Origin of the sequence: Verrucomicrobium spinosum DSM 4136 = JCM 18804 (assembly GCF_000172155.1) — a bacterium.
In the GTDB taxonomy this organism is placed as follows: domain Bacteria; phylum Verrucomicrobiota; class Verrucomicrobiia; order Verrucomicrobiales; family Verrucomicrobiaceae; genus Verrucomicrobium; species Verrucomicrobium spinosum.
The window spans coordinates 4,654,670-4,681,372 of sequence record NZ_ABIZ01000001.1 but is presented as its reverse complement, the minus strand read 5'-3'; the positions used below and the strand labels follow the sequence as shown (position 1 = coordinate 4,681,372).

Annotated in this window: 20 protein-coding genes; 11 read left to right on the top strand and 9 right to left on the bottom strand. The window is 60.8% G+C overall.

The window, feature by feature from the left end:
• Positions 1-84: 84 nt before the first annotated feature.
• Genes VSP_RS18945 through VSP_RS18920 form a run of 6 tightly spaced genes read left to right on the top strand, consistent with a single transcriptional unit; the run spans position 85 to position 13,051 of the window.
• On the top strand, positions 85-1,956 hold the full coding sequence (locus VSP_RS18945) for a TrbL/VirB6 family protein (protein WP_009962674.1): 1,872 nt from the start codon (positions 85-87) through the stop codon (positions 1,954-1,956).
• A gap of 56 nt (positions 1,957-2,012) precedes the next feature.
• A complete protein-coding gene (locus VSP_RS18940; protein WP_009962673.1) occupies positions 2,013-3,197 on the top strand; it encodes an AAA family ATPase in 1,185 nt (394 codons plus the stop codon).
• Between the two features lie 16 nt (positions 3,198-3,213).
• Positions 3,214-7,557: an outer membrane protein assembly factor BamB family protein gene (locus VSP_RS18935; RefSeq protein WP_009962671.1), complete on the top strand. Its 4,344-nt coding sequence runs from the start codon at positions 3,214-3,216 to the stop codon at positions 7,555-7,557.
• Positions 7,554-8,462 (top strand): DUF58 domain-containing protein, encoded by a 909-nt coding sequence (locus VSP_RS18930; protein ID WP_009962669.1) that lies wholly within the window; start codon positions 7,554-7,556, stop codon positions 8,460-8,462. The genes VSP_RS18935 and VSP_RS18930 overlap by 4 nt, the downstream gene beginning before the upstream one ends.
• Positions 8,463-8,520: 58 nt before the next feature.
• Positions 8,521-10,395 (top strand): vWA domain-containing protein, encoded by a 1,875-nt coding sequence (locus VSP_RS18925; RefSeq protein WP_009962668.1) that lies wholly within the window; start codon positions 8,521-8,523, stop codon positions 10,393-10,395.
• Between the two features lie 49 nt (positions 10,396-10,444).
• Positions 10,445-13,051, top strand: coding sequence for a VWA domain-containing protein (locus VSP_RS18920; RefSeq protein ID WP_009962667.1), 2,607 nt, complete (start codon positions 10,445-10,447; stop codon positions 13,049-13,051).
• Between the two features lie 1,237 nt (positions 13,052-14,288).
• On the opposite strand, the gene VSP_RS18915 is transcribed toward VSP_RS18920, so the two are convergent.
• From VSP_RS18915 to pssA, 5 genes are all read right to left on the bottom strand, one after another.
• Complete coding sequence (locus VSP_RS18915) at positions 14,289-14,843, bottom strand: hypothetical protein (RefSeq protein WP_156345242.1); 555 nt, start codon at positions 14,841-14,843, stop codon at positions 14,289-14,291.
• 62 nt (positions 14,844-14,905) lie between these two features.
• Complete coding sequence (locus tag VSP_RS18910; RefSeq protein ID WP_009962665.1) at positions 14,906-15,364, bottom strand: host attachment protein; 459 nt, start codon at positions 15,362-15,364, stop codon at positions 14,906-14,908.
• Positions 15,365-15,452: 88 nt separating this feature from the next.
• Positions 15,453-16,052, bottom strand: a complete 600-nt coding sequence (locus VSP_RS36190; RefSeq protein ID WP_009962663.1) for a hypothetical protein — start codon at positions 16,050-16,052, stop codon at positions 15,453-15,455.
• Positions 16,053-16,161: 109 nt separating this feature from the next.
• Complete coding sequence (locus VSP_RS36185) at positions 16,162-16,671, bottom strand: pyridoxamine 5'-phosphate oxidase family protein (protein WP_009962662.1); 510 nt, start codon at positions 16,669-16,671, stop codon at positions 16,162-16,164.
• Between the two features lie 58 nt (positions 16,672-16,729).
• A complete protein-coding gene (gene pssA / locus VSP_RS36180) occupies positions 16,730-17,599 on the bottom strand; it encodes a CDP-diacylglycerol--serine O-phosphatidyltransferase (protein ID WP_009962661.1) in 870 nt (289 codons plus the stop codon).
• Positions 17,600-18,112: 513 nt separating this feature from the next.
• On the opposite strand from pssA, the gene VSP_RS18890 reads away from it, so the two are divergent.
• Positions 18,113-19,441, top strand: coding sequence for a GntT/GntP/DsdX family permease (locus VSP_RS18890; protein ID WP_157210966.1), 1,329 nt, complete (start codon positions 18,113-18,115; stop codon positions 19,439-19,441).
• A 291-nt stretch (positions 19,442-19,732) separates the two neighbouring features.
• Positions 19,733-19,888, top strand: coding sequence for a hypothetical protein (locus tag VSP_RS42415; RefSeq protein WP_157210965.1), 156 nt, complete (start codon positions 19,733-19,735; stop codon positions 19,886-19,888).
• Between the two features lie 368 nt (positions 19,889-20,256).
• Here the strand turns inward: VSP_RS42415 and VSP_RS43995 are convergent, their stop codons facing one another.
• The gene (locus VSP_RS43995; RefSeq protein WP_425509797.1) at positions 20,257-20,352 is read right to left on the bottom strand and encodes a hypothetical protein; all 96 of its coding nucleotides are present in this window, start codon (positions 20,350-20,352) and stop codon (positions 20,257-20,259) included.
• Positions 20,353-20,378: 26 nt separating this feature from the next.
• Positions 20,379-21,236: a sulfatase-like hydrolase/transferase gene (locus VSP_RS36175; protein ID WP_009962659.1), complete on the bottom strand. Its 858-nt coding sequence runs from the start codon at positions 21,234-21,236 to the stop codon at positions 20,379-20,381.
• 698 nt (positions 21,237-21,934) lie between these two features.
• Between VSP_RS36175 and VSP_RS18880 the strand changes: the two genes are divergently transcribed.
• Both VSP_RS18880 and drt2 read left to right on the top strand, forming a co-directional pair.
• On the top strand, positions 21,935-23,038 hold the full coding sequence (locus VSP_RS18880; protein ID WP_198141188.1) for a tyrosine-type recombinase/integrase: 1,104 nt from the start codon (positions 21,935-21,937) through the stop codon (positions 23,036-23,038).
• Positions 23,039-23,428: 390 nt separating this feature from the next.
• The gene (gene drt2, locus VSP_RS18875) at positions 23,429-24,766 is read left to right on the top strand and encodes an antiviral reverse transcriptase Drt2 (RefSeq protein WP_009962656.1); all 1,338 of its coding nucleotides are present in this window, start codon (positions 23,429-23,431) and stop codon (positions 24,764-24,766) included.
• 57 nt (positions 24,767-24,823) lie between these two features.
• Here drt2 and VSP_RS18870 read toward each other — a convergent pair whose 3' ends face one another.
• Together VSP_RS18870 and VSP_RS43860 are read right to left on the bottom strand one after the other, a co-directional pair.
• Positions 24,824-25,531, bottom strand: a complete 708-nt coding sequence (locus VSP_RS18870) for an SOS response-associated peptidase (protein WP_009962654.1) — start codon at positions 25,529-25,531, stop codon at positions 24,824-24,826.
• Positions 25,532-25,552: 21 nt separating this feature from the next.
• A complete protein-coding gene (locus tag VSP_RS43860; protein WP_198141187.1) occupies positions 25,553-25,675 on the bottom strand; it encodes an ATP dependent DNA ligase in 123 nt (40 codons plus the stop codon).
• A gap of 729 nt (positions 25,676-26,404) precedes the next feature.
• On the opposite strand from VSP_RS43860, the gene VSP_RS41110 reads away from it, so the two are divergent.
• Positions 26,405-26,581, top strand: a complete 177-nt coding sequence (locus VSP_RS41110; RefSeq protein ID WP_009962652.1) for a YegP family protein — start codon at positions 26,405-26,407, stop codon at positions 26,579-26,581.
• Positions 26,582-26,703: the final 122 nt, after the last annotated feature.

Genomic DNA, 26,703 nt, shown 5'->3' with positions numbered 1-26,703 from the left:
ACTGACTGGCCGCCGCCATGCTCTCAGAAAGACAAGACAACCGCTCGCCAGCCGTATAGACTCTTCAAAGCCAGTGTTTTTTGCATGACTGAAACACCCCCAGCTTCCTCGCTCACTTTCGCCAATGCCGCCAGTTCGCTGCAAGGGCGGCTGGTCCTCCGGAAAGGTCTGCTGCACCTGCTCCAGACTTGGAAATATGCGGCCGGACTCCTTGTCCTGTTGATGGTGATTCGTCTCCTTGGCCAGGGTTGGGCGGGGGCCACCGTGGGCTTCATCGCTCTGGGGCTCTGGGTGCTGGGCTGCTTCGGCTGGGCGTGGTACAAGCGGCCCGCGCCCTATGCCGCCTTCTCCTATTGGGACCGACAAGCCTCCCGCAGTGATGCGTTTGCGAATGGCTGGTGGTTCGAGGGGCAACCGCAACTCACAGAGGGGCAGCGCCTGCATGTGGAGCGCAACCGCCGCCAGCTGCCGGAGGCGTTGGGGAAGCTGGGGCGTGACATCCCGCTGCCAGACGTTCGCTGGCTGCCACTCCTGCCCGTGGCGGCGCTGGCCATGATGTTTCTTCCCTCCGGGGCGGTGATCGGTCTGCCTGACCCTGAGCTGACCGCGGAAGGCCGTCGCCTGGCCGTGGAACAGGGGCGCGAACTTGCCGAGAAGAAGCTGGACGTGGACAAGATGCAGTCTCTGACGGAGCAGGAGAAGAAGGATGCTGAAGCCCTGCAGCAGAAGGTTCAGGAAACTGCGAAGGCGTTGCAGCAGAATGAGGCCAAGACCGCCCGTGATGTGCTCTCTGAGCTGGAAAAACGCGCCCGTGAGGCTGAGCAGCTGGCAGACAAGCTCAAGGCTGGCGAGGACGCCTGGGCCTCCGCCCAGATGGTGGCGGAGATGCGCAAGCATGCGGACACGGCCGAACTGGGCGATGCCGTGGCCAACAAATCAGCGGAAAAGACCGGGGACAAGGCCCAGGATCTGGCGGACAAGCTGCGCGACCAAAAGCTGACGCTGGAGACCAAGGAGCGGTTCGCGGAAACGCTCAAGGAGATCGGCAAGGCCGCCGAGGCGGAGGACAAGACCCGCACGGTGGGGCAGCATGTGCTGGGGGCGGATCGCAACCTCTCCCAGGCGCTTCCCAAGGAGGCTGGGGATGAATTCCAGTCGCTGGCAGACAAAATGAAAACCCTGGCCGCACGCGAGAAATCACGTGAGCAGCTGGAAAAGCTGGCCCAACAGCTCCGCCAGTCCGGCAGTGACATCGCCGGCCAGAGCGGGCAGGGGATGAAACAGCTCGCGGGATCGCAGGCGCAACAGAATCAGGGAGCCCAGGGGCAGCAGGGTCAACAAGGACAGCAGGGCCAGCAGCAGATGATGACCATGCAGAATGCGCCGCAGATGCAGCCCATGCAGATTCCCGGCCTTTCCATGTCGCCCCCGGGGAGCAATCAGCAGGGCAACCCCAATCAGGGGCAGCAGCAAATGGGGCAGATGAGCCCCGTTCCCGGTACGGGGCAGCCCATGGCCATCGTGCCCGGCAGCAACCAGCCGCCTGGAGGCAACAATGGCAACAAGCCGATGCTGATCGCCCCCATCCCAGGCATGACGCCTGGCCAGGCACCCGGTGCCGCAGCCATGCTGGGCTCCATGCCAGGGGCCAATCCCGGCGGACTACAGGCGGGCAACGGTACTTCCGCCATCGGGAACACCCCCACCGCCCAGGCCAAGGCGGGCGTGCAAGCCACGGTGGATGCGCAGCGCAATGCTGACGGTGCCTCCTCCGTACGTGCGGTGGAAGGCCAGGCCCGCAGTGAGGCTGCCGGTCGCAAGGCTGAGGCCACCACGCTGGAGTCCATCGCTGCAGAGGAAAACGCCCTGGATGACCAGGCCCTGCCCCCGGCCCGCCGCGAGCAGGTGCGACGTTATTTTACAGAACTGAGAAAGCGGTTTGAGAAGGGCAACTGAAACCGCCCCGCCCCGCTATCGCCATCTTCCCACCTCCCTTTCCATCCTGAAGAAACATGAGTGACGACCTTTCATCCGCCAGCAGCCAGAACCAGAGTTCCAAGAAACGCCCTCCAAAGAAAGGCGGCAAGCCCGATGGACTGACTACCGGTGCTGGCGAGTCCGGCATCGTGTCGGACGATGTGCCGATCGAGAGAGCTGAGGCACCTGCCAATGTCATCGACATCCGCACGCTGCCGCAGCGTCCCCTTGAGGAGGAGTTGGAAGGTTTCCGGACCATTTTTAACAAGCTGAAGACGGAGATCCAGAAGGCCATCGTGGGCTATGACGATCTGCTGACGGATACGCTCCTGGCCATCTTTTCCGGCGGTCACGTGTTGCTGGAGGGGGTTCCCGGTTTGGGCAAGACCTTCCTGGTCCGTGTGCTCTCCCAGGTGGTCGGTCTGGAGCCGGGACGGGTGCAGTGTACGCCGGACCTCATGCCGGCAGACATCCTTGGCACGCACATTGTGAATGAAGACTCTCACGGTCGTCGGGTGCTGCACTTTGAAAAAGGGCCGGTCTTCAAGAACCTGCTGTTGGTGGATGAGATCAACCGCGCCACGCCCAAGACGCAGGCGGCCCTGCTGGAAGTGATGCAGGAGCGTGCGGTGACCACCGGCGGGGAGCGCCATGTGCTGCCGGAGCCATTCTTCGTGCTGGCCACGCAGAACCCGATGGAGATGGAGGGGACCTACCCGCTGCCCGAGGCGCAGCTGGACCGCTTCATGTTCAAGATCAAGGTGCCCTTCCCCACACTGGAGTCGCTGGTGGAGATCAGCCGCCGCACCACCGGGTTCGAGGAACCCAAGCTGGAATCCGTGCTCAGCGGGACCGAGCTCATGCGCCTGCAGTATGTGATGACCCAGCTACCTGTGGCGGATCCGGTGGCGGCCTATGCCTCCAAGCTGGTGCTGGGCACACATCCAGATCAGCCTGGGGTGCTGCCCGTGGTGGGGCGCTATGTCTCCTACGGGGCGAGCCCCCGTGGTTTGCAGGCCCTCATTCGTGGAGCGCGCGTGTGGTGTGCGGTGCGGGGTGGCACGGCGGTGAGTACGGAGGATGTCCAGCGCGTGGCCCTGGTGGCCCTGCGCCACCGGGTGATCCTGAACTTCGAAGGCGAGGCCCAGCAGATCAAGGTGGACTCCCTGGTGGAGGATCTGATCAAGCAGGTCGCGACACCGGCCATGGAGGCGGCGTAAGGAAACTACCCTGCACATGCGGTACGGGGAACGGCTGATGATGGGGCGCGGCGGCCTTCGCAGGAAGGCGGCCGGGCTGCGTCTGGCCGCGGTGACCGTCTCTGCGGTGGGCCTGGTTTTTGGACTAAGCCTGACCTGGGCCCCGGCAGCGGCGGAGGAGACGGCGGATTTTGACAAGACGTCTGTCACCTTGCGCACCGCCCTGCATTACGACCCCTCCGTGGAGGTCCCGCTCCAGAAGCTGGTGGAGCTCTATCGCAGTGCCGGACGCACGGAGGAACTCCTCAGCCTCTACAATACCCATCTTGCCCAGTACCCTGATGATGCCGGAGCGAGTCTGGTGCTGGCGCGCATTTACACCCTGCTCCAGGACCGCAAGGCGGGTGATTTCCTGAAAGCAGCAGTCGCACGCCATCCCGACAGCGCGTTGCTGGCCTGGCAGTTGGGACGCATGCTCCAGGAGGAGCGCAATCCCAAGGCCGTGGAGGCCATGGCTTCTGCCGTGCGGCTCGAGAAGTCCGCCGCGCGGAAGGCGCAATGGTTTGGTGAACTGATGAAAGTGGCCGCCACCCAGGGGCGCGAAGATCTGGTGCTGGAAGAAACGCGCCGCCTCATCGAGGAGGGGGCTCTGACTCCGGAGCAGCGTCTGCGCTGGGCCCGGCAGGCCGCGGGCCAGAAGCTGACCAAGACGGCCGTTCGCATGATGGAAGGCGTGGATGCCGCCCGCCTGGGTACGGACAACCAAGTGGACGCCACCATGCTACAGGCAGAACTGCTGGCTGCCGATGGCAAGCCGAAGGAGGCAGGCTCCCTGCTTGATGCGCTGTTGGAGAAGCTCGCGCCGGACTATTGGCGGCGGCGGGAGATTCTCATGCTGCGCCTGGACGTTACGGGCTCCGATGGGCGCGACCTGATGGTGGAGGCGGCCAGAAGCCGCTGGCAGGCCAAAGACGGGCGCACCGCCATGAACGCGCTGACACTCGCGGATGTGCTGGATGCTGCCCATCGCGGCCATGAGGCCTTGCAAGTGCTCAGGGAGGCCATGGAAGCTCTGCCCGGTACTCCGCAGGTGGAGCAGCGTCTCCTGGACCTGTGGGAAAAAGAGGGGACGGATGCCGCTGCGCTACAGTGGCTGGAGAAGCTGATGGCCGCGCATCCCGATCGTCAGGATCTGTTGCTGCGTCAAGTACGCTGGCTCTTCGCCAACAACCTTGGCCCCAGAGCGCATGAGGCTTTTAAGACGCTGCTGTCCAGACTGGAAATGGCCGATCAGGTGGGACGCAGTGTGGAGCTTTCCCGCTGGTTGCGCCGGCGCAATCAGCTACAGGATGCTGGCCTGCTCCTGGAGACGGCACTAGGCAAATCCCCGGACCGGTGGGATCTGCGCCGGGAGTTGGGCGAGCTCTACTTCACCCAACGTCGCACAGATGAAGTGGCGGCCCTGTTTGAAGGGGACTGGACCAAGACTCTCACCCCAGACGCCCGACTGGAGATTGCGCAATTCCTCATGAGCAAGCAGCTCTGGGTGAACGCTAAAAAGCTGGTGGAGCCCTGGCTGGTGGCCCAGCCAACGGCTTTTGAGGGGCACCTGCTCCTGGCCAAGATCGAGGAAAAACTCGGGGATGACGCCCGCGTGGCGGCAGCCTTCGAAGCTGCCCGGGCTCTTTGTGATACGGACGCCCGCTATCAAGCTTGGATCGACGCGGTCATGCAGCACGCCGAGGCGCGGGAGATGGTGGAACTGGCGGTGCAGAAGGAGGCGGGCCTGCTCGCACCTGGTGGCAAACTTCCCGAGGATGAAATGAGCTTCAACCGCTGGCTTGCGCTCGTCGGCCAGGCCTCCGCCCACAAGGCGGAAAAAGCAGCCGAAGAGATGCTGAAGCTGGCACTGGCCCGGCAGGGGCTGGCGGCGGACCGCTCCCTGATGCTGGAGAAGCTCCGGCTCGACCTTATGGCGTCAGACAGTACCCGCGCCATGGAGACAGAGGCAGGTCTCCGCAAGCTGCTGGAGACGGATACTGCCCATCGTGAAGATCACCGCCTGCGTCTGGCATTATTGTACCATCAAGCGGGGCGGCAGGATTTGGCCATGCAGTTCCTTGAGGCTCTGGATGCGTCCAAGGTCACCGAGGTCTCGGGATTGCGCAGCATGGTGCCCATCTGCCTGGAGAGGGGGTCCCTGGCCCTGGCGCTCACTTGCGCGGAGCGGCTCACGCGTCTGGAGCCGGCAGAAATGTCGCACTGGTCGCAGTGGACCAACCTCCTGGCCCAGACCGGACAGGAGGAGCGGTTGCGGTTCGCCCTGCGCGAGATCCTGGGCCGGGCGCATGACTGGAAGCTGACGGATGCGGTGCGGGAATCCCTGCAGGAGCATCTCGTGGCCAGTCAGTGGCGCAGCGTGATGTCCAGCCTGAGCGCGACGGATCCCAGCACCTGGGCTCTGGCGCGCCGCGAGGCGTCCGCGCTGGAGAAAGCGGATCTCACCAGTGATCAGCGCCGCTGGATGGACTGGCTGGTGGCATACCTCAGCTCACGAATGGGGGATAAGAAAGCCGCTGAAGATGCCTTCTCCGCCTTTGGCAAGCTCAGCGACAATCAGTGGATCACCTTTCCGGATGGGATGGAGCTCAGTGTGGCGGGTGCGAGGGAATCACTTCGTGAAGGCCCCTCTGAAGCCGCTGCCACACGATCGCCATCGGGCCCAGCACCTTGTCTGCCGCCTTTCTCCCTGGGCTGGGGGTTCGCCGTGGATCAGGGGATGCTGATTACCCGGGTGCTGACGGACGATGCCGCTGGCCTGGCCTATGTGGTGGATGATCGCAGCAACGTGCATGCCCTGGACATCCGCACCGGCAAGTTACGCTGGCGTATCAGCCCGGACGGTGGCAGCAAGGTCGTCCCTGCTGTCTCATCGTCCGGCGGACGGGCCCTGACCACGACGATCGCGTCAAGGGTGATCGTGAGAGGCTCCGGTCAGCCAGACGTCCGCGTCCCGCTGGAGATGTCGGTTCGTGGAAACCGCCTCTGTCTGCTGGAGAATGAGAAGGTCACCTGTGTGGATGCCCGCTCCGGGGAGCTGCTCTGGCGCAACCAGCTCTCCGAAGTGGACGGCTCCGCGGCGGGGCCGCCTGCCATGAGCCGGCTGCACCAGGATGAGGGGCATGTTTTTGTCTGGCAGCCGGGAGTTTCCACGGTTTCCTCCATGAACCCTGTCACTGGCAAGCTCCTGTGGCAGACGCTGGTGCCGTCTCCACCGATACCGGCTCCCAATCCCTACAACAGCTGGGGCGGCTATGATGCCTACATCAAGCTCAAGTCCGGTCTGAGTGTGGAGCATGGCCGGGTCTTCGTCTTTGCCCAGTCTGCGGCGCTGCTCCGTGCGGACAGCGGGCAGGTGTTGTGGCGTCTGGCCACCGGAGATGTGCCGGGATTTCCCATCGATCTCCAGTCCCAAGGCGATACTGCCACACCCCTGGCACCCCCTCCGCCCCGTCAGTTGGTGGCCTTCTCGCCGTCGCGCATCCAGATTTCTGGCGGCTTCATCTCCGGGTTGCATATGATGGGTATGCGGGGGGGCATGGGCGTAGCCAGCGGAGGCTGGGGCTACGCGACGGGGTTGAGAGCACTGTTGCAAGGGCAAGGTTATTATTCGCCCTATGCCCTGCTGCACGAGGGCAGGGTGTGGATGGTCAATGGCAACGGCACCGGCATGGTAAGCGCCATGGGGCTGCCGCTGGGTCAGCTCTCGCACAGCGGGATGGTCATTGGGGTGGGGGAGGGGCAGCTGGTCTGTTTTAACGGTTCCGGTTTTGGCAGCACCTCGCCACAACGCAATGGCGTGCAAACTTCCCTTGGCTTGGTTGAGAGCAGCACTCCGGAAGGCCAGCCAGCACGCGCGGATGTCCTGCCGTCCGGCAGTCTGCATGGCTCACGGTTGTACGCCAGCCTGGGCACGCGGCTGCGCATGTCCGACCTGCGCAGTGGCAGTGTCTTGTTTGACGTGCCACTGCCCCCAGAGGCGGATGCCTGGGCCAGGACCTTTGCTGACGAGACGGCCCCCGCGCAGCAGTCCAGTACGATGGTTATTACCTCTTCACGCCGGGTGGTGTCTGGCGGACTCCAGAACCGGCGCACCTATCTGCCTTCAGGCGTGCTTTATCAGAACGAGCGGGGCGGTGGGACTCTCTGTGGTTCCACCACCGCCGTGGCTGCGGGCGTGTGGATCCTGCCCGTCAGTGAGCGGGCCCTGGTCTGCCTGCGCGGTGCTCCGATGGGGTCACCTGCTGTTTCCGCGAACTCGCCCGCTCCCGCTGCCGCCCCTTCCTCTCCTTCTTCTCCCGTCTCCGTTCCCCATCCATGACCGCCACCCTGACCCGCGAGGATCTCTTTGACGCCCATTTCCTGGACCGTCTGCGCACTCTGGCCCTCCGGCTGCGCAAGCGACGCCAGTTGATGCGCCGGGGCATGCAGAGCAGTCCGGCGACGGGATACACCCGGGAGTTCAAGGACTATCGGCACTACACACCCAAGGAAGACTTCCGCGCCATCGACTGGCGGCTGTACGCCCGGCTGGACAAGCTCTTTGTCCGTCTTTATGAGGAGGTGCAGGAGCTGCACATCCACATCGTGGTGGACACCAGCGCCTCCATGGAGAAGCCCTTCATCGAAAAACGCCGACAGTCGCTCCGCTTCGCCGTTGCCCTGGCCTATTTAGGGTTGTCTGGCCAGCATCGCGTGAGCCTGTACTCCATGAGTGACACCACGCGGCAGGAACTGCCTCCGCTACGGGGGCAGGGGAACATCGAGAAGATCATCACGGCCGTGACCAAGTGGGCGTACGGCGGCGTGACCGATCTGGAAAAGTGTTTCACGGACTTCCGGCCCACCCGGCAGAGGTATGGTAGCATCTTTGTCATCTCCGACTTCTTTGGTCGTGAGGTGGGAACAGCGGTGGAGGCGGTGAAACGCGCCGCAGGCTGGCCCGGCGAGACCCACTTTGTGCAGGTAATCCACCCGTGGGAGCAGCGGCCCGAGTTGGATGGGGAGGTGGAGCTGGCCGATGTGGAGACCGGCGAGCGTCGCCGCTTCTGGATCACAAAGCGCGAGGTGAAGCTCTATGCCGAGATGTTTGACGCGTTTGCCGAAAACCTGAGCTCCGCCTGTGCGGGCCGCCAGATCGACTTCTACACCTGCCGCAGTGATGAACCGTTCGAGGATCGCTTCCTCGATCTCCTGATGAGGGGCGGTTCCCTGGCCTCCGCGTAAACTGCCCTGGCCCCGTGATGGATCCTCTTTTCTGCCGCCTCTTTCGACTCTGTTCTGAATGAAGTTCCTTTCTCCCAACTTTCTCCACTGGCTCTGGCTGGCGCTCATCCCCATCGCTCTCTGGCTCTTCCGCCGGAAGGCCAAGCGGGTGCAGGTGTCCACGTTGCTCTTCTTCCGCACGCTGGCGAAGGAGCACCAGGAGTCAGCCTGGCTGAGGCGGTTCAAGCGCATCCTTTCACTGCTGATGACGTTGCTCGTCGTGCTGCTGGCAGTGATGGCCCTGGCCAAGCCTTTCCGCGAGGGCGGTGGGGAGACGCCCAAGAGCCTCGTGATCCTGCTGGACCGCTCGGCCTCCATGGCGGCGACGGATGGCAAGGGGCGCACCCGTATGGAGGAGGCGAAGACCCAGCTCAAGGACCGCCTGAGTGCGTTGCCAGAGAATGTGGTGACCTCGCTCATCGTGTACGATGCCAAGGCAGAGGTGACCCAGTCCCGCAGCACCAACCGGCGGGAACTGCTGCGCATGATCCAGCAGACCCAACCGGTGCCGATGGAAGATCGTGCGGATGAAGCGCTGCTCGTGGCCCGGCGGCTTGCGGCCCTGGATGCACCTTCAGAAATCTGGCAGATCACGGATGAGGTCTCTCCCCAGACTCCGCTGGCGGCTGAAGCCCCTGCCGAAGGAGTGAAGCCGCCGAAAATGCGCCTGCTGAACGTCGCACTGGAGAGCCCGGTGAACTGCGGGATCACGGGCTTCCAGATCCGCCCGGCACCCCTGGCGCGGAACCGGTTCGAGGTATTTGTGGAGGTGACGGCTGGTCGCGCCAATGCCAACCCGGTGGAGAGCACCCTGGAGGCTCGCCTCGACGGTCGTCCGGTGCAGCTGCGCCAGATGACGCTGAAGCCGGGCGAGAGCAACCGCCTGATTCTGCCGCTGGAAGGGGGCAAGGGGCAGCGTCTGGAGATGGAAGTTCGCACCCCTGGCGATTGTCTGGGTTGGGACAACGTGGCCGTCTCGCCCTTGCCAGAAACCAAACCGCTCGTGGTGGCATGGTTTTCAGACTCGCCCGACCCTTTCGTAGAGCTGGCGCTCACTTCCATGCTGGCGGAGGACCGCATCCAGGTGCTGAAGGGCGGGGTGAAAGACTGGCCAATGAAGGAAAAGGCGGACGTCTATGTCTTCGAGAACTGGGTGCCTGCGGCCTGGCCCACAGATCGCCCCGTACTGGTGCTGAATCCTCCCAACAGCTCTGGCCCGGTGCATGCGAAGAAGCTGGGCTCAGGCGTGCCCTATGAAGCGGTGCGGGCCGTGCAGCCAGAGCATCCAGTGCTGTACCGGGTGGCCAGTGGCCGGGTGGCGGTGACACAGACGACGGTGCTCAATGTCAGCGACACGCTGGAGACCCTCTGGATGGCGGGCAATGAGCCCGTGCTGGCCGCCGGGGAGTCTGGCGGGCAACGGTTGGTGGTGGTCGCTTTTACCCCGGGCCGCAGTGAGCAGCTCGCGTTGCTTTCCGCCTTCCCGCTGCTGGTGGGCAACGCCATCTACTGGGCAGCGGAGAACAACGACGCCCTGGCCTCCCTGAAGGCCGTGCGCCCTGGGGACCTGGTGGAAATGCCAGCGGGTCTGGTGAAGTGGCACGCGTGGACGGGGACAAGATTCGAGGAAACCTCCCAGGATGCCAAAGGGGGCTGGTTGGAGCTTTCTCAAGTGGGTCTGGTGGACGGCGGTGATGGCCGCACCCTGGCCAGTCTGCTGATTTCTTCGCAGGAGACCAACGTCCCCGCCCAGGTCAAGGCGGAGGCTGGCGGGGGCCAGGAGGTGAGCGAGCGCTGGGCCCGCGGGGGCAACTGGAGCACCTCACTCCTCTGGCTCGTGCTGGGAGTGCTGCTGGTGGAGAGCTGGTTGTTCCACCGCCAGGCGGTGTATTGATAGATGCATTACAGAAGTTTCTAAATTTGATCCGGGAAGACGAACTTACATGGACTGGGAGTCACCTTATCTACTGCTGCTGATCTTTCCCGCCCTTGCGTTCCTGCTGTGGGCGGAGCGTCGGTCGGCGCACCCGATGTCAGCCCGGCGCAAGCAACTCCTCCTGCTGGTGCGGGCTCTGGGCATCATGCTGGCGCTGGTCGCCCTGGCAGGCCCTGCCAAGGTGGTGTCGAGCAGCCAGCGTGCGGTGGTGCTGGCGCTGGACAACAGCCAGAGCCTGGGTGCGGAAGGGGTGAAGACGGTCCTGCAGAAGGCGGATGACATTCGCAAAGCCCTCCCGGGTGATGTGGAGGTGTACACCACGGGATTCGGCGATGAGGCCCGGCTCTACTCCGAGGCGGAACTGAAGGTGGGTGGGGATAAGTTATGGGCTGATGCCCTGAAGACCCACGGAGCCCAGAGCAACTACGCCGGGGCGCTGGAGTACGCGCGCTCCCTTTTCCCGGCCGGCACCTCGCGTCACGTGGTGTTTGTGGGGGATGGGCATGAGACCCGTGGCAGCCTGATGGAGGCTGCCCGCGCCGCGATGGTGGCGGATGTGCATCTTCATGCCGTGCCCGTAGCAGGTCCCCGGAAGCCAGATGTGCGTGTACGCCAGTTCCTGCCCAGCCAGAGCCGTCTGCATGAAGGTGCCGCCCTCCAGCTGAAGGTGGAGGTGGAGAGCACCATGGACGGCGCGGGGCTGCTGAAGCTGTTTGAAAACGGCGTGGAAGTGGAGCGCCGCAAGGTGAAGGTGGTAAGCGGCAGCACGGTGACGGAAACCTTTGTGCGACACCCGGATACCCGGAACATCTACAAGTACCGTGCGGTGCTGGAGGGATTTGCGGGCGATGCCATCCCGGCCAACAATGAGGCGCTGACCCTGGTGGACGTGCGCGGACGCCTGCGCTTGCTCTATGTGGAGGGCGATATGAATGAAGGCCAGTATCTCGTGCAGGCCATGGCCAAAGAGGGGATCGAGCTGGAGCTGCGCGCACCCAACAGCATCCCGAATACGCCGCAGGAGTTGAGCGGATTCGACGGTGTGATCCTCTCCGATGTGCCCGCCCACCAGGTGGGGGAGACGGCGATGGTGGCCATTCGTGACTATGTGGACAAACTAGGCGGCGGCTTCATCATGCTGGGTGGCCCCAACTCGTTTGGTGTCGGTGGCTACTATCGCACCCCAATTGAGGAAGTCCTGCCTGTGCGCCTCAAGGCTCCGGATGAAGAGGAAAAACAAAGCAGCGCCCTGGCCCTGGTGATTGACCGTTCCGGCTCCATGTCTGGTGAAAAGCTGGAGATGGCCAAGAGTGCCGCCATCGCCACCGCGGAGGTTCTCACCCGCAACGACAGCATCGGTGTGTACGCCTTCGACAGTGAAGCCCATGTCGTGGTACCCATGACGCGGCTGACCTCCAGCAGTGCGGTGGCCGGGCAGATCGCCGGGCTGACCAGCGGCGGGGGCACGAACCTGCACCCCGCCTTTACCGAGGCGCGCAACGCCCTTCAGCGGACGAAGGCCAAGATCAAGCACATGATCATCCTCACCGATGGTCAGACGAGCGGTCAGGGGTATGAGGCCCTGGCCTCCCAGTGCCGCGCGGAGGGCGTGACGATCTCCACGGTGGCAATTGGCGACGGGGCGCATGTGGGCCTCTTGCAAGCCATCGCCAGCTTGGGGGGTGGCAAGTCCTACACCACGCTGGATGCCGCCAACATTGTGCGCATTTTCACCCAGGATACGCTAGTGCACACGGGACGCATGATCCGGGAAGATGCCTTTGAGCCGAAGCTGGTGGAGCGCCATCCCATCCTCGCGGGCTGGGACAAGTTCGAGTCGCCCCCGCTGCTGGGCTATGTGAAGACCCTGCGGAAGAGCACGGCCCAAGTGCCGCTGGTCACGGATCTGGGCGACCCGCTCCTGGCGCACTGGCGTTATGGCCTGGGCAAGGTGACCGCCTTCACCAGTGATGCGAAGAGCCGTTGGGCCAGCCTTTGGATCAGCCGGTGGAATGGCTTCGGCCAGTTTTGGTCCCAAGTATTGCGGGAGACCGCCCGTCCGCCGCAGGGTCAGAATATGGACCTGCGCTGTGAAACCGCCGGGGAAGAGGCCCGCGTAAGTGTGGATGTACTGGAGGATGCCGGTACGCGGGGCAATGAAGCCCGTGTCACCGCAGAGGTGTTCTATGTCTCAGCGGAATCTCTCGGCGCTCCCTTGAAGCCGGTGCAGGCGCTTTCATTGCGCCAGGATGGGCCAGGATTGTACGAAGGCACCTTTCGCCCCGAGCAGCCGGGCGTGTACCTCGTGCGGGCCCAGAGCGGTGCCCAAATGGTGACCGCAGGCTGGGTGCACAATCCCAGCAGCGAGGTCAGTCTCGGAACGGTGAACGAGAAACTCCTTCGGGATGTCAGCAGACTCACCGGCGGCACCTACATGGACCAGAGCACCGCGTTGGATCTTGGAACCACCAAGGCCCGTCGTTATGTGGAGCTCTGGCCTTACCTCGTCATGGCCCTGCTCGTGATGTTCATGCTGGACGTCGCGGTGCGGCGCTGGGAGCATGTCACCGGCCTGTGGGACATCGCTACGGGGTGGATCCCGCGGAAGGCGTAAGGGGGGCAAAACGCAACGTCAACGCAGGTTGCTCGGCCTTGGGTTGGCTTGAGGGGCACCGGCTATAGACCAATGCCATCAGGGAAAAGTGGAGAGGTCGAGCATCTCCCTTTTGTGAAAGTATTGAGGGCCGAAGGTCCGGCATCATTGCAGCCTTGGGCAACGCCCAAGGCAGGCGCTCGTTTTAGATGTTGAGGGCTGTAGGCCCGACGTCATTCAGGGATGCTCGTCATAGGCAGACTTGATGACACCGGGCCTACAGCCCTCAAGGGTAGTTTGGCCATCTATCCCTGGGGCGTTGCCCCAGGCTGGTATGAACCCGGACCTTCGGCCCTTCTGAAAGGGGCTCACCAGTTACAGTCGTGGCGGTTGCACCATCGCGGCTCCGAGGCGCGCCAAGGCAAACGAGCAAGACGATGCGTTTTCCCTGATGGCATTGGGCTATAGACCGGGAAATTTGTGGCTGCCAAGGAACCTGGGGTGGTGACGCATAGACTGACAGGCTTCAGATGGCCTGTGCCTGGGAAGCTCGGGGAGCGCACGCATCCTGCGTGCTGTTGGCGGCATCTTACCGCAAACGTCAGTCAGCGCATGACATCTGGTCCAACCGACGTGGAGGTGTTGATAGCGGGGAGGAGGAAGCGGATGCTGTCGGCCTTCCCACCTGATCATCGTCCGTGGAGGTACCCAGGGTTGACTCGCTTGAGGCTCGTCCAACCACTGGGCTGTGCTACAAATCCCCTTCGGGGATTAACTGCGGACTGAGCAGCAGTTGGTTCCTCTGGCGCCTATCCCAATCGCGCGCGATTTGGGGTGGTCACCAAGGAAGTGACGCCCTCCACGCACTCAGGCGAAGTTCTTCCTCGAAGAGGATGGGGCTACAAGCCCAACGTTGACGAATTGCAATCGTGCCACCTCTACAACACTCTGATGAACGACGCACACCTCAGGAAATTAGAACCCGGAGGGTTCACCATGAATAGGACGTCGTCGATGGGACTCCTACCGCGGAGCGGTAGTCCCATCGCATGGCCGACCGCTGAGGATATTCCCGCGATGCAACTGGCAGATCCTTGGGTGCTATGGGCCTACCGCTCCGCGGTAGCAGTGCGCCTCCCCCCTACCATGGATAGTCCTCGCTCTACTCGGTCGACCCATGGCTACGCATGGGCGAACCCTCCGGGTTCATGAGATAACTCGCGCAAGGGGCCGGGACCTCGACCCCACTTGCGCCCCCTCATGCTTTGCCCGGCTTTAACTGCATCAGATCCGGCGTCAGCCCAGACAACACCGAGATCGCTCCCTTGAGCTGGTCCCACAGGGCTTCTGGTTTTGGCTCGGACTTCGCGCGCCGATTCTTGTCCCACTCCTGGTAGTACTCCATGAAGCGGTCGTTCACGAAAGGGCTGTGCCACCAGTTGGGCTCGGCTTTCGTAAGCGCTTTCATGCACTCCCTTACCGATCCCAAGGTGGGCCAGCGCAACGTGGCCGACAGGTGATGCACCAGATGCGCGCGCAGTTGCACCGGCAGGTCCTGATGATAGTACACCTGAAACTCATGCAGGAACAGACGTGGGTGGAGGATGAAGCGATCCGTGCGCCAGGCGCATTTCTTCTCCACAAGCCGGTGCCATCCATCGTAGTCCGAGGCATGCTCCACCTCGTTGATCATGTTCCTGGCCTCCAGCTCGCCGATGTCGGCTGGGTAGGAGACATTCATATACCGCAGATAGGCGAGTTGTTTCAACGAAGCGGGCCGCGGTACAGGGGTGCGATGATGGTAGGACGTCATGGCGAACCAGGGGTGTTTTATTAGGATACGTGCCTGGGGGAGAAACGGGGACGGGCCTGGGATCAGGCTGCGCCGCGGGCGGCGAGAAAGTGATCGCGCAGGTGGGCCGGGCTTTCTTTGGTAAGATCCTTGGTGAGATTCACCTCTATGGCGTTGGTCCAAGCCTGGGACAGATGGGAGAGAATTGCTCCATTGATGTCTGAAGGGGCGGCAAAGCCCCACTTCTTTGGGCGATGCAGGTCCAGAAGCTCGGTCACATGTTCGCCGATCAGGCGGATGATGCGCGTCTCCTTCTCCGTGTCCACATGCATGCGCTCAGCGGTGGAGTTGCCCACATGGCCGGTGCCGCGCTTGGCAAAGGAGCCTGCCTGATCCGTGTAGATATCCTGATATTTCTGGTGGGCCTCGTCGATGCGGATGGTGTCGGCAAGTTGTGGCACTGATCCGGCCTGCTGCCCATTGGCCATGAAGGTTTTGATCACGCCGCGGTCGGCAACGATGAGAAGAGGAGGCGTTTTCATGGAATGCGAAATAGGTCTGGGTTGATTCTAAATGGTCTCGCGCCCGCGGAATTCGGGTGCAGGGATTGGATTGGATTCAGTGCAGGGGCTAGAGAGCTGTGGCAGGCGTTGGCGAGTCAAAGCCATTCGCGCCCCGTTCATCGAGCACGCGCCAGGAGGACTTAATGGCCTCTTTTGCCACGGACCAAGGGAGGCGTGAAGTGCCGCGAGTTTCTTCCCAACGGTTCTCCAGGGTGATCTCGATATCCTCAAACAAGGTGCCGCGCTGCCACGCGTACGTTTCATAACCGAGCCGGTAGGCGGGCAGATATTCCTCAAAACCGAGACTGGGATCCAGGTACGGTTCGCTGATATAAGCATCGCGCCACCACTCCTCCCAGCCTTCCGGCGCAATGGCCTGTACTCCATCCTGAGGGTCGAGGGACTCGGCCACCTCCTTGCCCATAAGCCCGCCGGTGACACCGCCAACAATGGCTCCCACCGCAGAGCCGACCGGCCCGGCGATGGCCCCGGCAATGGCACCCGCCACCGCTCCGCCGGTGGCCCCCAGACCTGCGCCGAGGGGGTGGCTTCCGGGCTCGCCCGTCACGGGATCTTCATGATGCTGATGCAACAGCTCCTCCTGGCGCTTCTCTCTCTCGACGTGCTCTGCCAGGCCTTTAGCGTCGGTAATCGTGGCGGTTTTCATATTCGCGTATGGAGTAGGGGTTAACTTGGCAAGTGCGTCAGTCCGCGAAGGACCGTCCGTTGCCTGCCTGCGACTTCAAGAACGGTATTGAAGGGGGAAGTGGTCGCTTTTAAAGACGAACGACGCCGTGCTCCTCACCTTCCGCGATGCGAGGCTGTCGTCCGGCGACGTAGGCTGCGGCCGACTCCATGAAGGAGTTGATCTTGCGAAAACCGGAATTGTCCCAGAACTCTCCATTCTCAGGAACGACGGAGATCAGGACGAGATCGGGGTCCTCAACGCCGTCGGGAAACCAGACGCGAAAGGGCTCTTTCCAGATGGCTTCTGTCTTGGCGCGGTTCTCCACGAGGGTGGCCCGCCCGGTGAGCGTAAGGTAGGCATCATGCTCCCGTTGGCAGATCACGAGCACGCGAGTGTCCGTCTCAATTTCGTGCGCCTTGGCAGACTCCCGACGGGTGAGGAACCAGATGCGACAGTTGGTCTCCACCTGTGCCAGCGCCATCGGTCGTGCGTGAAAGGAATGCGTCTGTCCATGCGTCACCAGCATGGCGGTGGAAAATCTGCTCAACAGTCGGCGGAAATGCTCCTGCTGCTCTTCCAGGGAGGGAAGCGTGTTCATAACTTGACATCGGATCTCAATCCACCTGCGGCCGTCTGGCCGGATAAGGGAGCGGGTATTAGATCAGGGATGCGGGGTCATCTGTGCCCGCGTCATGAGCCGGGGCGGGGGTGGCCGGCTTGATCGCTTTTTCCTCCTCGTCCTCCTCCTCAAGCTGCTGCCGCCACCGGCGGGAAATCCACGGGCGTACCAGCCCATAGGCCAGGTAGGAGACGAAGAGCACCATCGGCATCCACTGCCAGTACCGCACAGTGAAAAAGAGGACTAGGATGCTCACCAGCACCCAGTGAAACGAGCGTCGGGTGCGGAAGTTCACCGCCTTGAACGACGGGTATTCCACATTGCTCACCATGAGGTAGGAGAGGATGAGCATCAGCACCGGCAGGGCATAGCGCCAGCGTCCGATCTCGCGATTGGACCCATCCAGCCAGAGCAGAAACAAGGTGAGGGACACGATGACCCCTGCTGCGACAGGAATGGGGCAGCCCCGAAAGTGGGTGGATCCCCCCTGATGAGGCATGGCCGCGAGGCAGTTGAACCGCGCCAGCCGCATGGCCCCACAGACCAGATAGATGCAGGCGATCAGCCAGCCCAGACCAGTCATGGATTGCTCAAACTCGGCCAGCACAATGTCATGCATGAGCAGGGCAGGGGCTACGCCAAAGCTCACCACATCCGCCAGCGAGTCAAACTCGCGCCCAAAGGAGGAGGACTGTCCCGTCATGCGGGCCAGCCGGCCGTCCAGGAGATCAAAGAAGCAGGCCAGCAGGATGAGGCCAATGGCCCAGATGTACCGCTGGTGACCATCGTCTGGCTGGAAGCGGCCTACAATGTGGAGTGAGGCAAGAAAGCCACACAGCAGGTTGCCCGCCGTCATCAAGTTGGGCAGGACGAAAATCCGGGGCTCGCGTTCAGCGGTGTCTGACATGGATGGGTGCCTCAGGTAGGTTGGTGGGGGCGGGACGCCCGCTGTTCATTTAAGCGGATCAGGAAATCAGCCCGGGTCAGTCTCCAGTGTATCGCTGGAAAAAGCGATCACGGATGCGGCAAAAGATGGAGGAGTGAATTGCAAGCACGGCCTGTGAGGAGGGAGGATTTTGCAACGGACGGTGCGACTGGCTCAAACGCCGCCTCGCCGGAGCGTTTGTAGCAGTCTCGTGAGATTGCGGCAGGGCTCGCACGTCTATGCGGGTTGCCAACCTCAAGTTTAGATCAAGGTGCGCATTTTGACCGCGTTCTCACGAAAGCAGTTGTCGCTGGATGTCTCGACAAAGAAAGCACCTTGCATCGCAAGTTCGAGGCACAACCACTCCTTGCTGTCCTCCGGATACGGGACACTCGCTCATCTGCACCAACCCCCGATCGTGTGCGTGAAAACTTTCAATAAAAGTAAACCGTTACTTTATTGACGGCGCGCGGCGGTACTGGCTTTATCAGCGCCGTGAGTCCGGAATCTATCAACCTGTTGTATCTCTCCCTCGGGGCAGTTGCCGTGCTGATCTTGCTGATCGCCTGGCTGCGGCTGAATGCGTTTTTGGCGTTGTTATTCGCTGCCCTCCTCATGGGCCTGGGCGCAGGGATGTCGCCAGCGAAGGTGGCCACGGCGTTTCAAGACGGGATGGGGGCTACGCTGGGCGGGATCGCTGGCGTTTTGGGGCTTGGCACGATTCTGGGCGGCATGCTGGCCGTCTCGGGCGGGGCTGAGGTGCTGGCCGTGCGGCTGGTTAAGATCTTTGGTCCCAAGCGGGTGCACTGGTGTCTCATGATCCTGGCGCTCGCCGTGGGGCTTACCACTTGGTTTGCCGTGGGCCTGGTCATGCTGGCACCCATTCTCCTCACCCTGGCAAAGGAGACGAAGGAGCCTTTCCTCAAGCTCGCCATCCCCATGCTGGCGGTGCTTTCCATTATGCACGGCGTCATGCCGCCGCATCCAGGCCCGCTGGTGGCCATTGAGGCGCTGCATGCGAACCTCGGCAAGGTGATGCTCTGGGGCTTGGTGGCAGCCATCCCTGTGGCGGCCATCTCCGGTCCCATCTTTGCCAAGTGGGCGGTAAAGAACGTGCAAGCCTCCGCGCCCCCGCCGGTAGCGGCTCCCTCCACCGAGAGCGAACGTCCCAAGCCCTCCCTGCGCGCCACGGTGGCTGTACTGAGCCTCCCGGTGATCCTCCTCCTCAGCCAGACGGCCGTCGAGCTCTGGCATGATGCTCCCCAGCAACTCAAGAATATCGCTGGCGTGATCGGCAATCCCACGGTGGCGCTCGGCCTTTCTGTCATCTTTGCCTCCATCCTTTTCCGCTTTAAGCGTGAGGAATCCCTTAAGGTGGGGGAAAAGGCCATCGCTACGGTGGGCATGACCCTGCTCGTCGTAGGCGGTGGCGGCGGCTTCAACCGTGTGCTGCGTGAGAGCGGTGCGGCCAACGCAATTGGCGAGATGGCCCTGGCCTTTCACCTGCCCACCTTGGTCTTTGGCTGGCTCTGTGCCGCGCTCATTCGTGTGGCCACCGGATCCGCCACCGTGGCCATCACGGCCGCTTGCGGTCTCGTTGCTCCGCTCATGGTCAACTCCCCGGGCGTCAACCCGGAGCTGCTCGTCGTGGGCATCGGCTGTGGCTCGCTGTTCCTCTCCCACCTGAACGACGCCGGCTTCTGGATCGTAAAGGAAACGCTCGGCCTCTCCGTCTCCCAAACCCTCCGCACCTGGACCCTGACCGAGACCCTCGTCGGCATCAGTGGCCTGCTGGTGACCCTGGCGCTGGACGCGGTGTTTTAGGGGGAACAAGGAGACACAAGACTGCAAGACACAAGATCTGAGCTGTGGCCCCGGGGCTCGCCTTTGGGTCAAGTGTCAGTAAAGGGAGGGAGGGACATTCCTGCCCGGGGCCGCCACAAACTTGCCACACGTCCCTCCGTCCAAGTCTCCCCGGGCTGTAGGGCGACCGCTCCGGTTGCCTCATCAGGGGCCATTCGTGGCAAGCGGAGCGCTCGCCCTACAACCCACGATGGTTTGACCACGGGGCTGCATGGCGATGCGTTGGGACGCTTGGGGCGGACCGGGACAGGAATGTCCCTGCCTCCTTTTACTGAGCTTGGCACCCAGCACAGCTACTCATCGGGAAGTTGGCTTGTCGACTTTGACGATCTGATGGTGTCCCAGTCCGGATTGCCCAATGCCGGAGGCATCAAAGTCATTAGACGGTTGAAGGAGCGTCGCGACTGATCCCTCCGGAAGATCTGTTCCGACGTTGATCGGTTATAGACGCTGTAGGGCAAGCGCTCCGCATGCCGTGTGCGGATCCTGACGTGGCAACTGGATTGGGCCTGGAGGGCATTGAAGTTCTTTCCTTGAAGAGGATGTGGCCACAAGCCCAACGGTGACGCGGCTTCCAGCGAGTCAACCCTGGGTACATCCAACGATGATCCTCAGGTGGGAAGGCCGACAGCATCTGCTTTCTCCCCACCACCATCAACACCTCCACCTCAGACGGATGCGATGTCATGTGCTGCCTGACGTTCGCGGCAAGATGCCGCAAACAGCACGCAGGGATGCGTGCGCTCCCCGTGTTTCCTCCGCCCCCGCACGTCCGCTCAAGGATTCATCAACTCCCGCTGCTCTCTCCTCCATTCATCCAGCTCCGTCCGCAGCGTTTTCACCCGCTCCGCCTGCTCGGGATCTGCGGCCAGGTTGTTGAGCTCGTGCGGATCGTTCTTCAGATCGTACAGCTCAAGTGCGGGGCGATGGGCCAGGACACGATCATGGGAACCCTGATGCCTGCGTCATAGCAGTTCCACTTGCCGAAGGGGAACTGGGCTCCGTGATCGCTGGTCATCATGAAGGCCACTTGGATGCCCAAGGTATCCTTCACTGTCGTCATGACCTGCCCAAGTTCATCGTCCAGATGCTTCACCGCCGCTCCGTAGGCGAACCGTGCGCGACGGGTTTCCGGCGTATCGGCTTGGGAAGGGGGGAGCTCCGCCTTGCTCAGATCGGCATCCGCCGGTGGCGCAGGCCAGGGGACATGAGGCCAGTTGGACCCGACGAATAGGCACAGCGGCTTGTCGCTCTTGCGCTGCTTCAGCCACCGGATCGCTGAGGGTATGCCCTCGGGATCGTGAAATGTGTCGTGCTCGAAGTGATCGAACCCATAGTCGGCCGTGTGCTTGTAGTGGGACACCTTGCCAAAGGCCACGACCTCGTACCCAATCTCCTTCAGATAGGCGGGCAGCTTTTTGATCGCCGCTCCCGGCTTGGAGTGATTAACTTCCGCCCCGTTGTGGACCGGGGTGAGCCCGGTCAGCAGTGCGGCCCGGCTCGGGGCACAACTGGGTGAGGCGACAAAGGCATGCGAGAACGTCATCCCTGCCGCGGCCAGTTTTGTGAGGTTCGGGGTGCTAACGTCTTTCGCCCCCTCGGACTCGGAATCGAGGAAACTATAGTCGTCCGCCAGGAAGACCACGAGATGGGGCGGGCGCGCAGTTCCCATGGCAGTCTGTTGCGCCTGGGCGTCACTGGTGCCAGCGAGGAACAAGGTTGCGGTGCCGGTTGCCCATGCCAATGCCAAAAGCATCAAAGAGTGAGAGGTTCGTGATCCAAGCCGCAAGAGGGGAATCGAGATCATGCCTGCCATCCTATGAGAGCCGGAGTCGCTTGGCTGCATGGCAGAATCCCAGCAGGAATCACACGGCCGCGCAAGTCACTGCTTGTGCCGCACACTGCGAATCCGATGCCATGTGACGATTGCATGGCTTTCTGGAAGATCTCCCAACTCCCACATGATCAACGGGAATCCGCCACGGATCGCCCGGTCTCAATGAACCCGGCATGTGGATTCTGGATAGGAACTGGTGTGGGCAGAGTATCTGACCCGCGCGAACCGGAGTTGAGTTGCCGCTCGAACAAATTGTTTCAGCGAACAGGACTGCCAGCTTTGGAAGCGCCCCGTAAAGTATTTCCTCAATCCAGTTTGGACGGGAAAAGTGCGTGGGCTGGGGATCGAACCCAGGATTCGATATACAGCGTTGATAGTGAGTGGGTTATGCCGCGACTCCCGGGGAGGGGATCTCTTCAAACTTTGCTGGACATCATGGATTGTTCCCATAATGTTCCCACACTATGGCTTCTGTGTTCAAACGTCCAGGCTCTCGCTTTTGGTATGCAGCTTACCGGACGCCGCTGGTTGACGGTGCGGGCAACCGGCAGTGGAAGCTCGAGAGGAAAGTCACCAAGCACACAGACCGCTCAAAGGCGCAGAAGGCGGCTGATGTTTTGGAGGACGATGCCCTGAGGGAGAGCGGAGCAGGAGAGGATGGCAGCAAGCGAATCTTGGGAATTCTCAGGAGAGCTGCAGAACTGGCAATGCAGAAAAGGCTGACGATCGACGAAGGGCGTTCACTTCTGGCGGAGATCGTTAAGGAGGCGACCGGTGAGTCGCTAAAGGTCTGGACGATCAAAGGGTGGCTCAATGAATGGATTGCATTGAAGACTCCAACCACCAAGAAGGCCACGGTGACGCGCTACCAGCATAGCGTGGATTCCTTCCTTGAGTTCCTCGGAGAAAAGGCAGAGCTTCCTTTGGAGCATCTGTCAGTACAGAATCTCAGGAGCTTTCGTGAGATGCTCCACAAGGGAGGTCGGACCGCAAAGACGTGCAACGGTTACATCAAAGACCTCAGGGCTTCGTTGTCTGCTGCAGTGAAAGAAGGATTGCTTCGAAGCCTGCCTGCAGGAACTCTCCAAGACCTTCCTGAGGAGGATGGAATGGAACGGGAAACTTTCACTCCGAAGGAAGTGCAGGCCCTGGTGACGGCCGCTTATTCGAACGAATGGAGGGGGGTGATACTTCTGGGGGCGTTTGGAGGGCTCAGACTGGGCGATGCTGCGAGACTTCGGATGTCGAATCTGAATATTGCTGAAGGAAGCATCTCGTACATTCCTGAGAAGAGTAGCCGACGAGGAAAAAAGGCCAAGGTCTTGCTTCCCATGCATCGGGAACTTCAGAAGCATTTCGCGAAGATGCCTCCCAATGCCGATTCTGATGACTACTGCTTTCCGTCGCTGTGTCGAATCAGCGTCAGTGGTAATCGCGGACTGTCTGCCAAGTTCGTGAAGATCATGGAGAAGGCGGGGGTGTCCCGGGGCAAGGTGAAGTTGCGGATCGAGGGGGAGGCGGGGCGATCAAGTCACTCCAAATCGTTCCATTCTCTAAGGCATACCTTCAATTCTGCCATGTTAAACAAGGGGGTGGCTCAAGAGATCCGAATGAAGATCGTGGGACACAGCGATACGGAATCGAATGATGGCTATTCCCATGCTGAGATTCAGTCCCTGCGAGCCGCCGTCGACCTTGTCCCTGGGTTCGACGGGCTTTGAGCTTGATCTGCCTAGCCATCGCGGGCCCTCGGTGACCACACTTGGCCAATCCTTAACCTAGTTGGAGGGTGGATAGGTTCCAGTAGCAGCATCTCCCACACGAGAAAAATAATTCTCGTTCAACAATGTTTAAAGATGTGTGTCGAAATTTAGGTGCACTGGAGCGTGTAGTTTTGCAATTGCAAAACAGCATACACTGAGCTCCAATGTGGTCGCCCGCAGCATCGGTTGCGGGGGGCTTTATGCCTCTCCCAGATGAGATTCAGATTGCTTACGACCCGTGCTGGGGCACCTAGCGACTGTGCCAGACGAAATTTAAACGCTAACTGACGACGACAACTCCCGGGACATGGTCGTCACCTCCGTCGTCAGTTGGCAAATTTTTTCCAGATGCCAGAGTTTAAATTCAATCCGCGAACCTACCTCCACTTCGACCATCCGATCAACGAGGCCGCCGCGAGGGCTCTAGCTACCGATGCCGCGGAAGTATCCTGCCACTCATTCTACCCCTTAATCCACCACGTTGTGGAGACCGTGAAGGTTCAGAAGAAAGAGGGCGGGGGAATCCAGAAATCAACACCAAAACAAAGGAGGATCGCGTACGCGGCTCACGCCGATAGCCACATTTTCGGATGGTACTCACAGATTCTAAGCGAGTGCTACGAGCTACACTTGTGTGAACTGGGACTTCAGGATGTTGTGACTGCATTCAGGAGTCTGCGACGACGGGAAGGAGGCAGAGACGTCGCGCTCAAAAACATACACTTTGCGAATGATGTGTTCGAGGATATCCGCAGGAGAGGGCCGTGCTCAGTACTCGCGATGGACTTCTCTCAGTTCTTTGACAGACTAGACCATCGGCATCTGAAGCGTGCATGGTGTCGGTGCATGGGAGTGGAAACACTACCTGCGGATCACTATGCCGTCTTCAAGGCGATCACGAAACACGCAAGCGTGAACCGTGTTCAGCTCCGTGAGGTCATGGGTTTAGACGCTCACGACAACCACAGCACAAGAAGACAGCGAATTTGCACCCCGGCTGAGTTCCGAGACAAGGTCAGAGGTGGAGGGCTAGTCGAGGTGAACCGATCGAGGATGGGTATTCCTCAGGGATCGCCCATCAGCGCAGTTCTGGCGAACATCTACGTTTTGGAGTTCGACGAGGCAATGAAGTCGTTTGCGGATTCCCATGGGGGGCTGTATCGCCGGTACTGTGATGATCTCCTTTTAGTCTTGCCCAATACCGAGGCTCGTGACGAAGCTGAGCGACTGGTGCTGGAGTGGTGCACGAGACTCTTTCTACAGGTTAACGACAAGAAAACTGAGCGCATCGACTTCAGGATGGTTAACAGCTTGTTAACGACTCCCAAACCTCTGCAATATCTGGGGTTTACCTTCGACGGTCGCCACAAGCGGATACGCCCTGGATCTCTTGCCCGGTATTGTCGCAAGATGAGAAGGGGAGTGAGACGTGCCAAAGCGATCATGCGCAGATGTGCCGAGGTCCCTGAGTTTCCTCATCTTCCTCGTTTACGGGTGAAGCAGCTATACATCCGCTATTCATACCTGGGCCGTCACAACTTTCTTAGCTACGCTTTTGAGGCCGCCCGCATCATGGGAGACGGCGGAATCAAGAAGCAGGTGAAAGAGCACTGGCGTCGGCTAAAAGAAGAGATTCGTCGTCAAGAGCGCGGCGAAGCTGAATGCTCGTATGACGTGGAAGTGTGATCGAAAGCGCTAGTCCACTCTGAGCAGATTCGCTCTAATCATTTTCACTGGTAACGTTCATTGATCCTGAGATAGGGGCTTCACGGCATCAGGCGCTTCGTATTTCACCGTGTTCATTTTCGGTGTCACGGGCCACTGGTTCATTTCAGTGGCTGCCCTGCCTGTTTGCACTTTTTCCACTAGTCGGGCAAGCTCCTGGGGACTGATGGCATCATCCATCCAATGCAACCAGTCTTCGGGTTCCAAGATCACGGGAAATCGATCGTGAATCCACGCTCCCCTGGTGGTGGCCGTGGTGGTGAGGATGGTGAAGGTCTCTGTCCGTGGAGTGTCTGGGGCAGTATCTTTAGGTTTCCAGGACTCCCATAGACCCGCGAACACCATGAGGCCCTGGCCGGGGAGGGTAAAAAGCCATGGCTGCTTCTTCTTGTCGGGAAGATTCTCCCATTCGAAAAAGCCGTGACTGAGCACCAGGCACCGCCGGGATTTGAATGCGGCACGAAACGCCGGCTTTTCCGTTACCGTCTCGGAGCGGGCGTTGATGGCCTTGCTGCCAAAAGACTGATCCTTTGCCCAGAAAGGCACCAAACCCCACCGCAGGGCTTCAACCTCGTGCCCTCCTCCTACTGTGGACCGGATCACAGGAGACATCTGGGTAGGAGCGATGTTGTAGCGAGGCGGAAAGGCGCTACGGATCTCCAGCCCGGGGATATGCTTGAGTTCGTCTTCCCGCAGTTCTCCCCGAAAGCGAAAGCGGCCACACATGTCTCAGGTGTACCACGGGCGTCAAGATATTGAGACGAACCTTGAGTGTCTGAGCTTCCCGTCCTCGGTCCATTCCACGAAGGCAACTGTCGCTTTCACCTTCGGATCCACCCACCGGCATTCTCGCTTCTTCTCTCCGTCCAAGCTGCGTCCCAACGGCTCTTGCCAGTCTCAGGCAAGTTGCTGAAAGGGCAGGTCTTCACGATGAGCGGCCGGATGGCGTCCATGACCTTTGCCCTTCTGTAACGCCGTAAAGTCCGCACGAACGCTGCTTACGTAGTCGAGCTTTCAGCCACACCTACGGCCCACGATGAGCTCTTCGAAGCACCTTCCGTTAGGGACATATCCACTAATGATGATGGTGTCTTTACGCTCCGCCTTCCATTTGACCCGGCATGATTTTTTCGAAGACTCGCGCGGAAGTGTTCTTTAGAACAGAACGAATCATCAAATCATGATGCGTATATTTAAAAAGCGCAGAGTTGCCTCTTCAACGTAGTTGATTTTTTTTTGAAAAAAAAGTTGCGACGGCGCTACATATAGGCAAAATCCTCGGTACCTACCACTACCGGTTGTGTTTCACTTGCGGAGTCCGCTTCCAAGCGGGTTCGACAGAGGAATAGCAGAAGGGAAGGTTGTACATAGAAAGACCGCACCCAGCTTTCGCCAAGTGCGGTCATCCAAGTTTCTCTGCCGTTGTCCTCGGTGGGAAAACGTTGGGAAACTGAGGAGGTAAGAGACTTCAGTTTTAGCACCTTCTGTGCCCCCACGTCAAACGAAAGGGCAGTTAAGAAGACCTGTGAGAGAAGCAGGTGTTCGGGTGGACAGTGGTGTCAGATCCCGAGCACAGCGTTTTGAGCAGGCAGTGCGCACATGAAGTACTACTATTACAAAGACAACAAGGGCGAGTGGAGGTGGTGGCTGAATGCCTCCAATGGAAAAACGCTCGCAGTCAGCAGTGAAGGGTACCACAACAAGCAAGATTGTTTGGATGCTATCACCTTGGTGAAAGGCTCCGGATCTGCGCCTGTCGTCGAGCACCAGACCTAACCAAAGACTATACCCGGCGCCACAGAAGTGGTGCCGGGACCTCGTCATTTACTACGGCAAACTTGGTTGGGGGCGTTCATGCCACGAGTGATGGATAGAAACTGTCATTCGTTTCAAATATT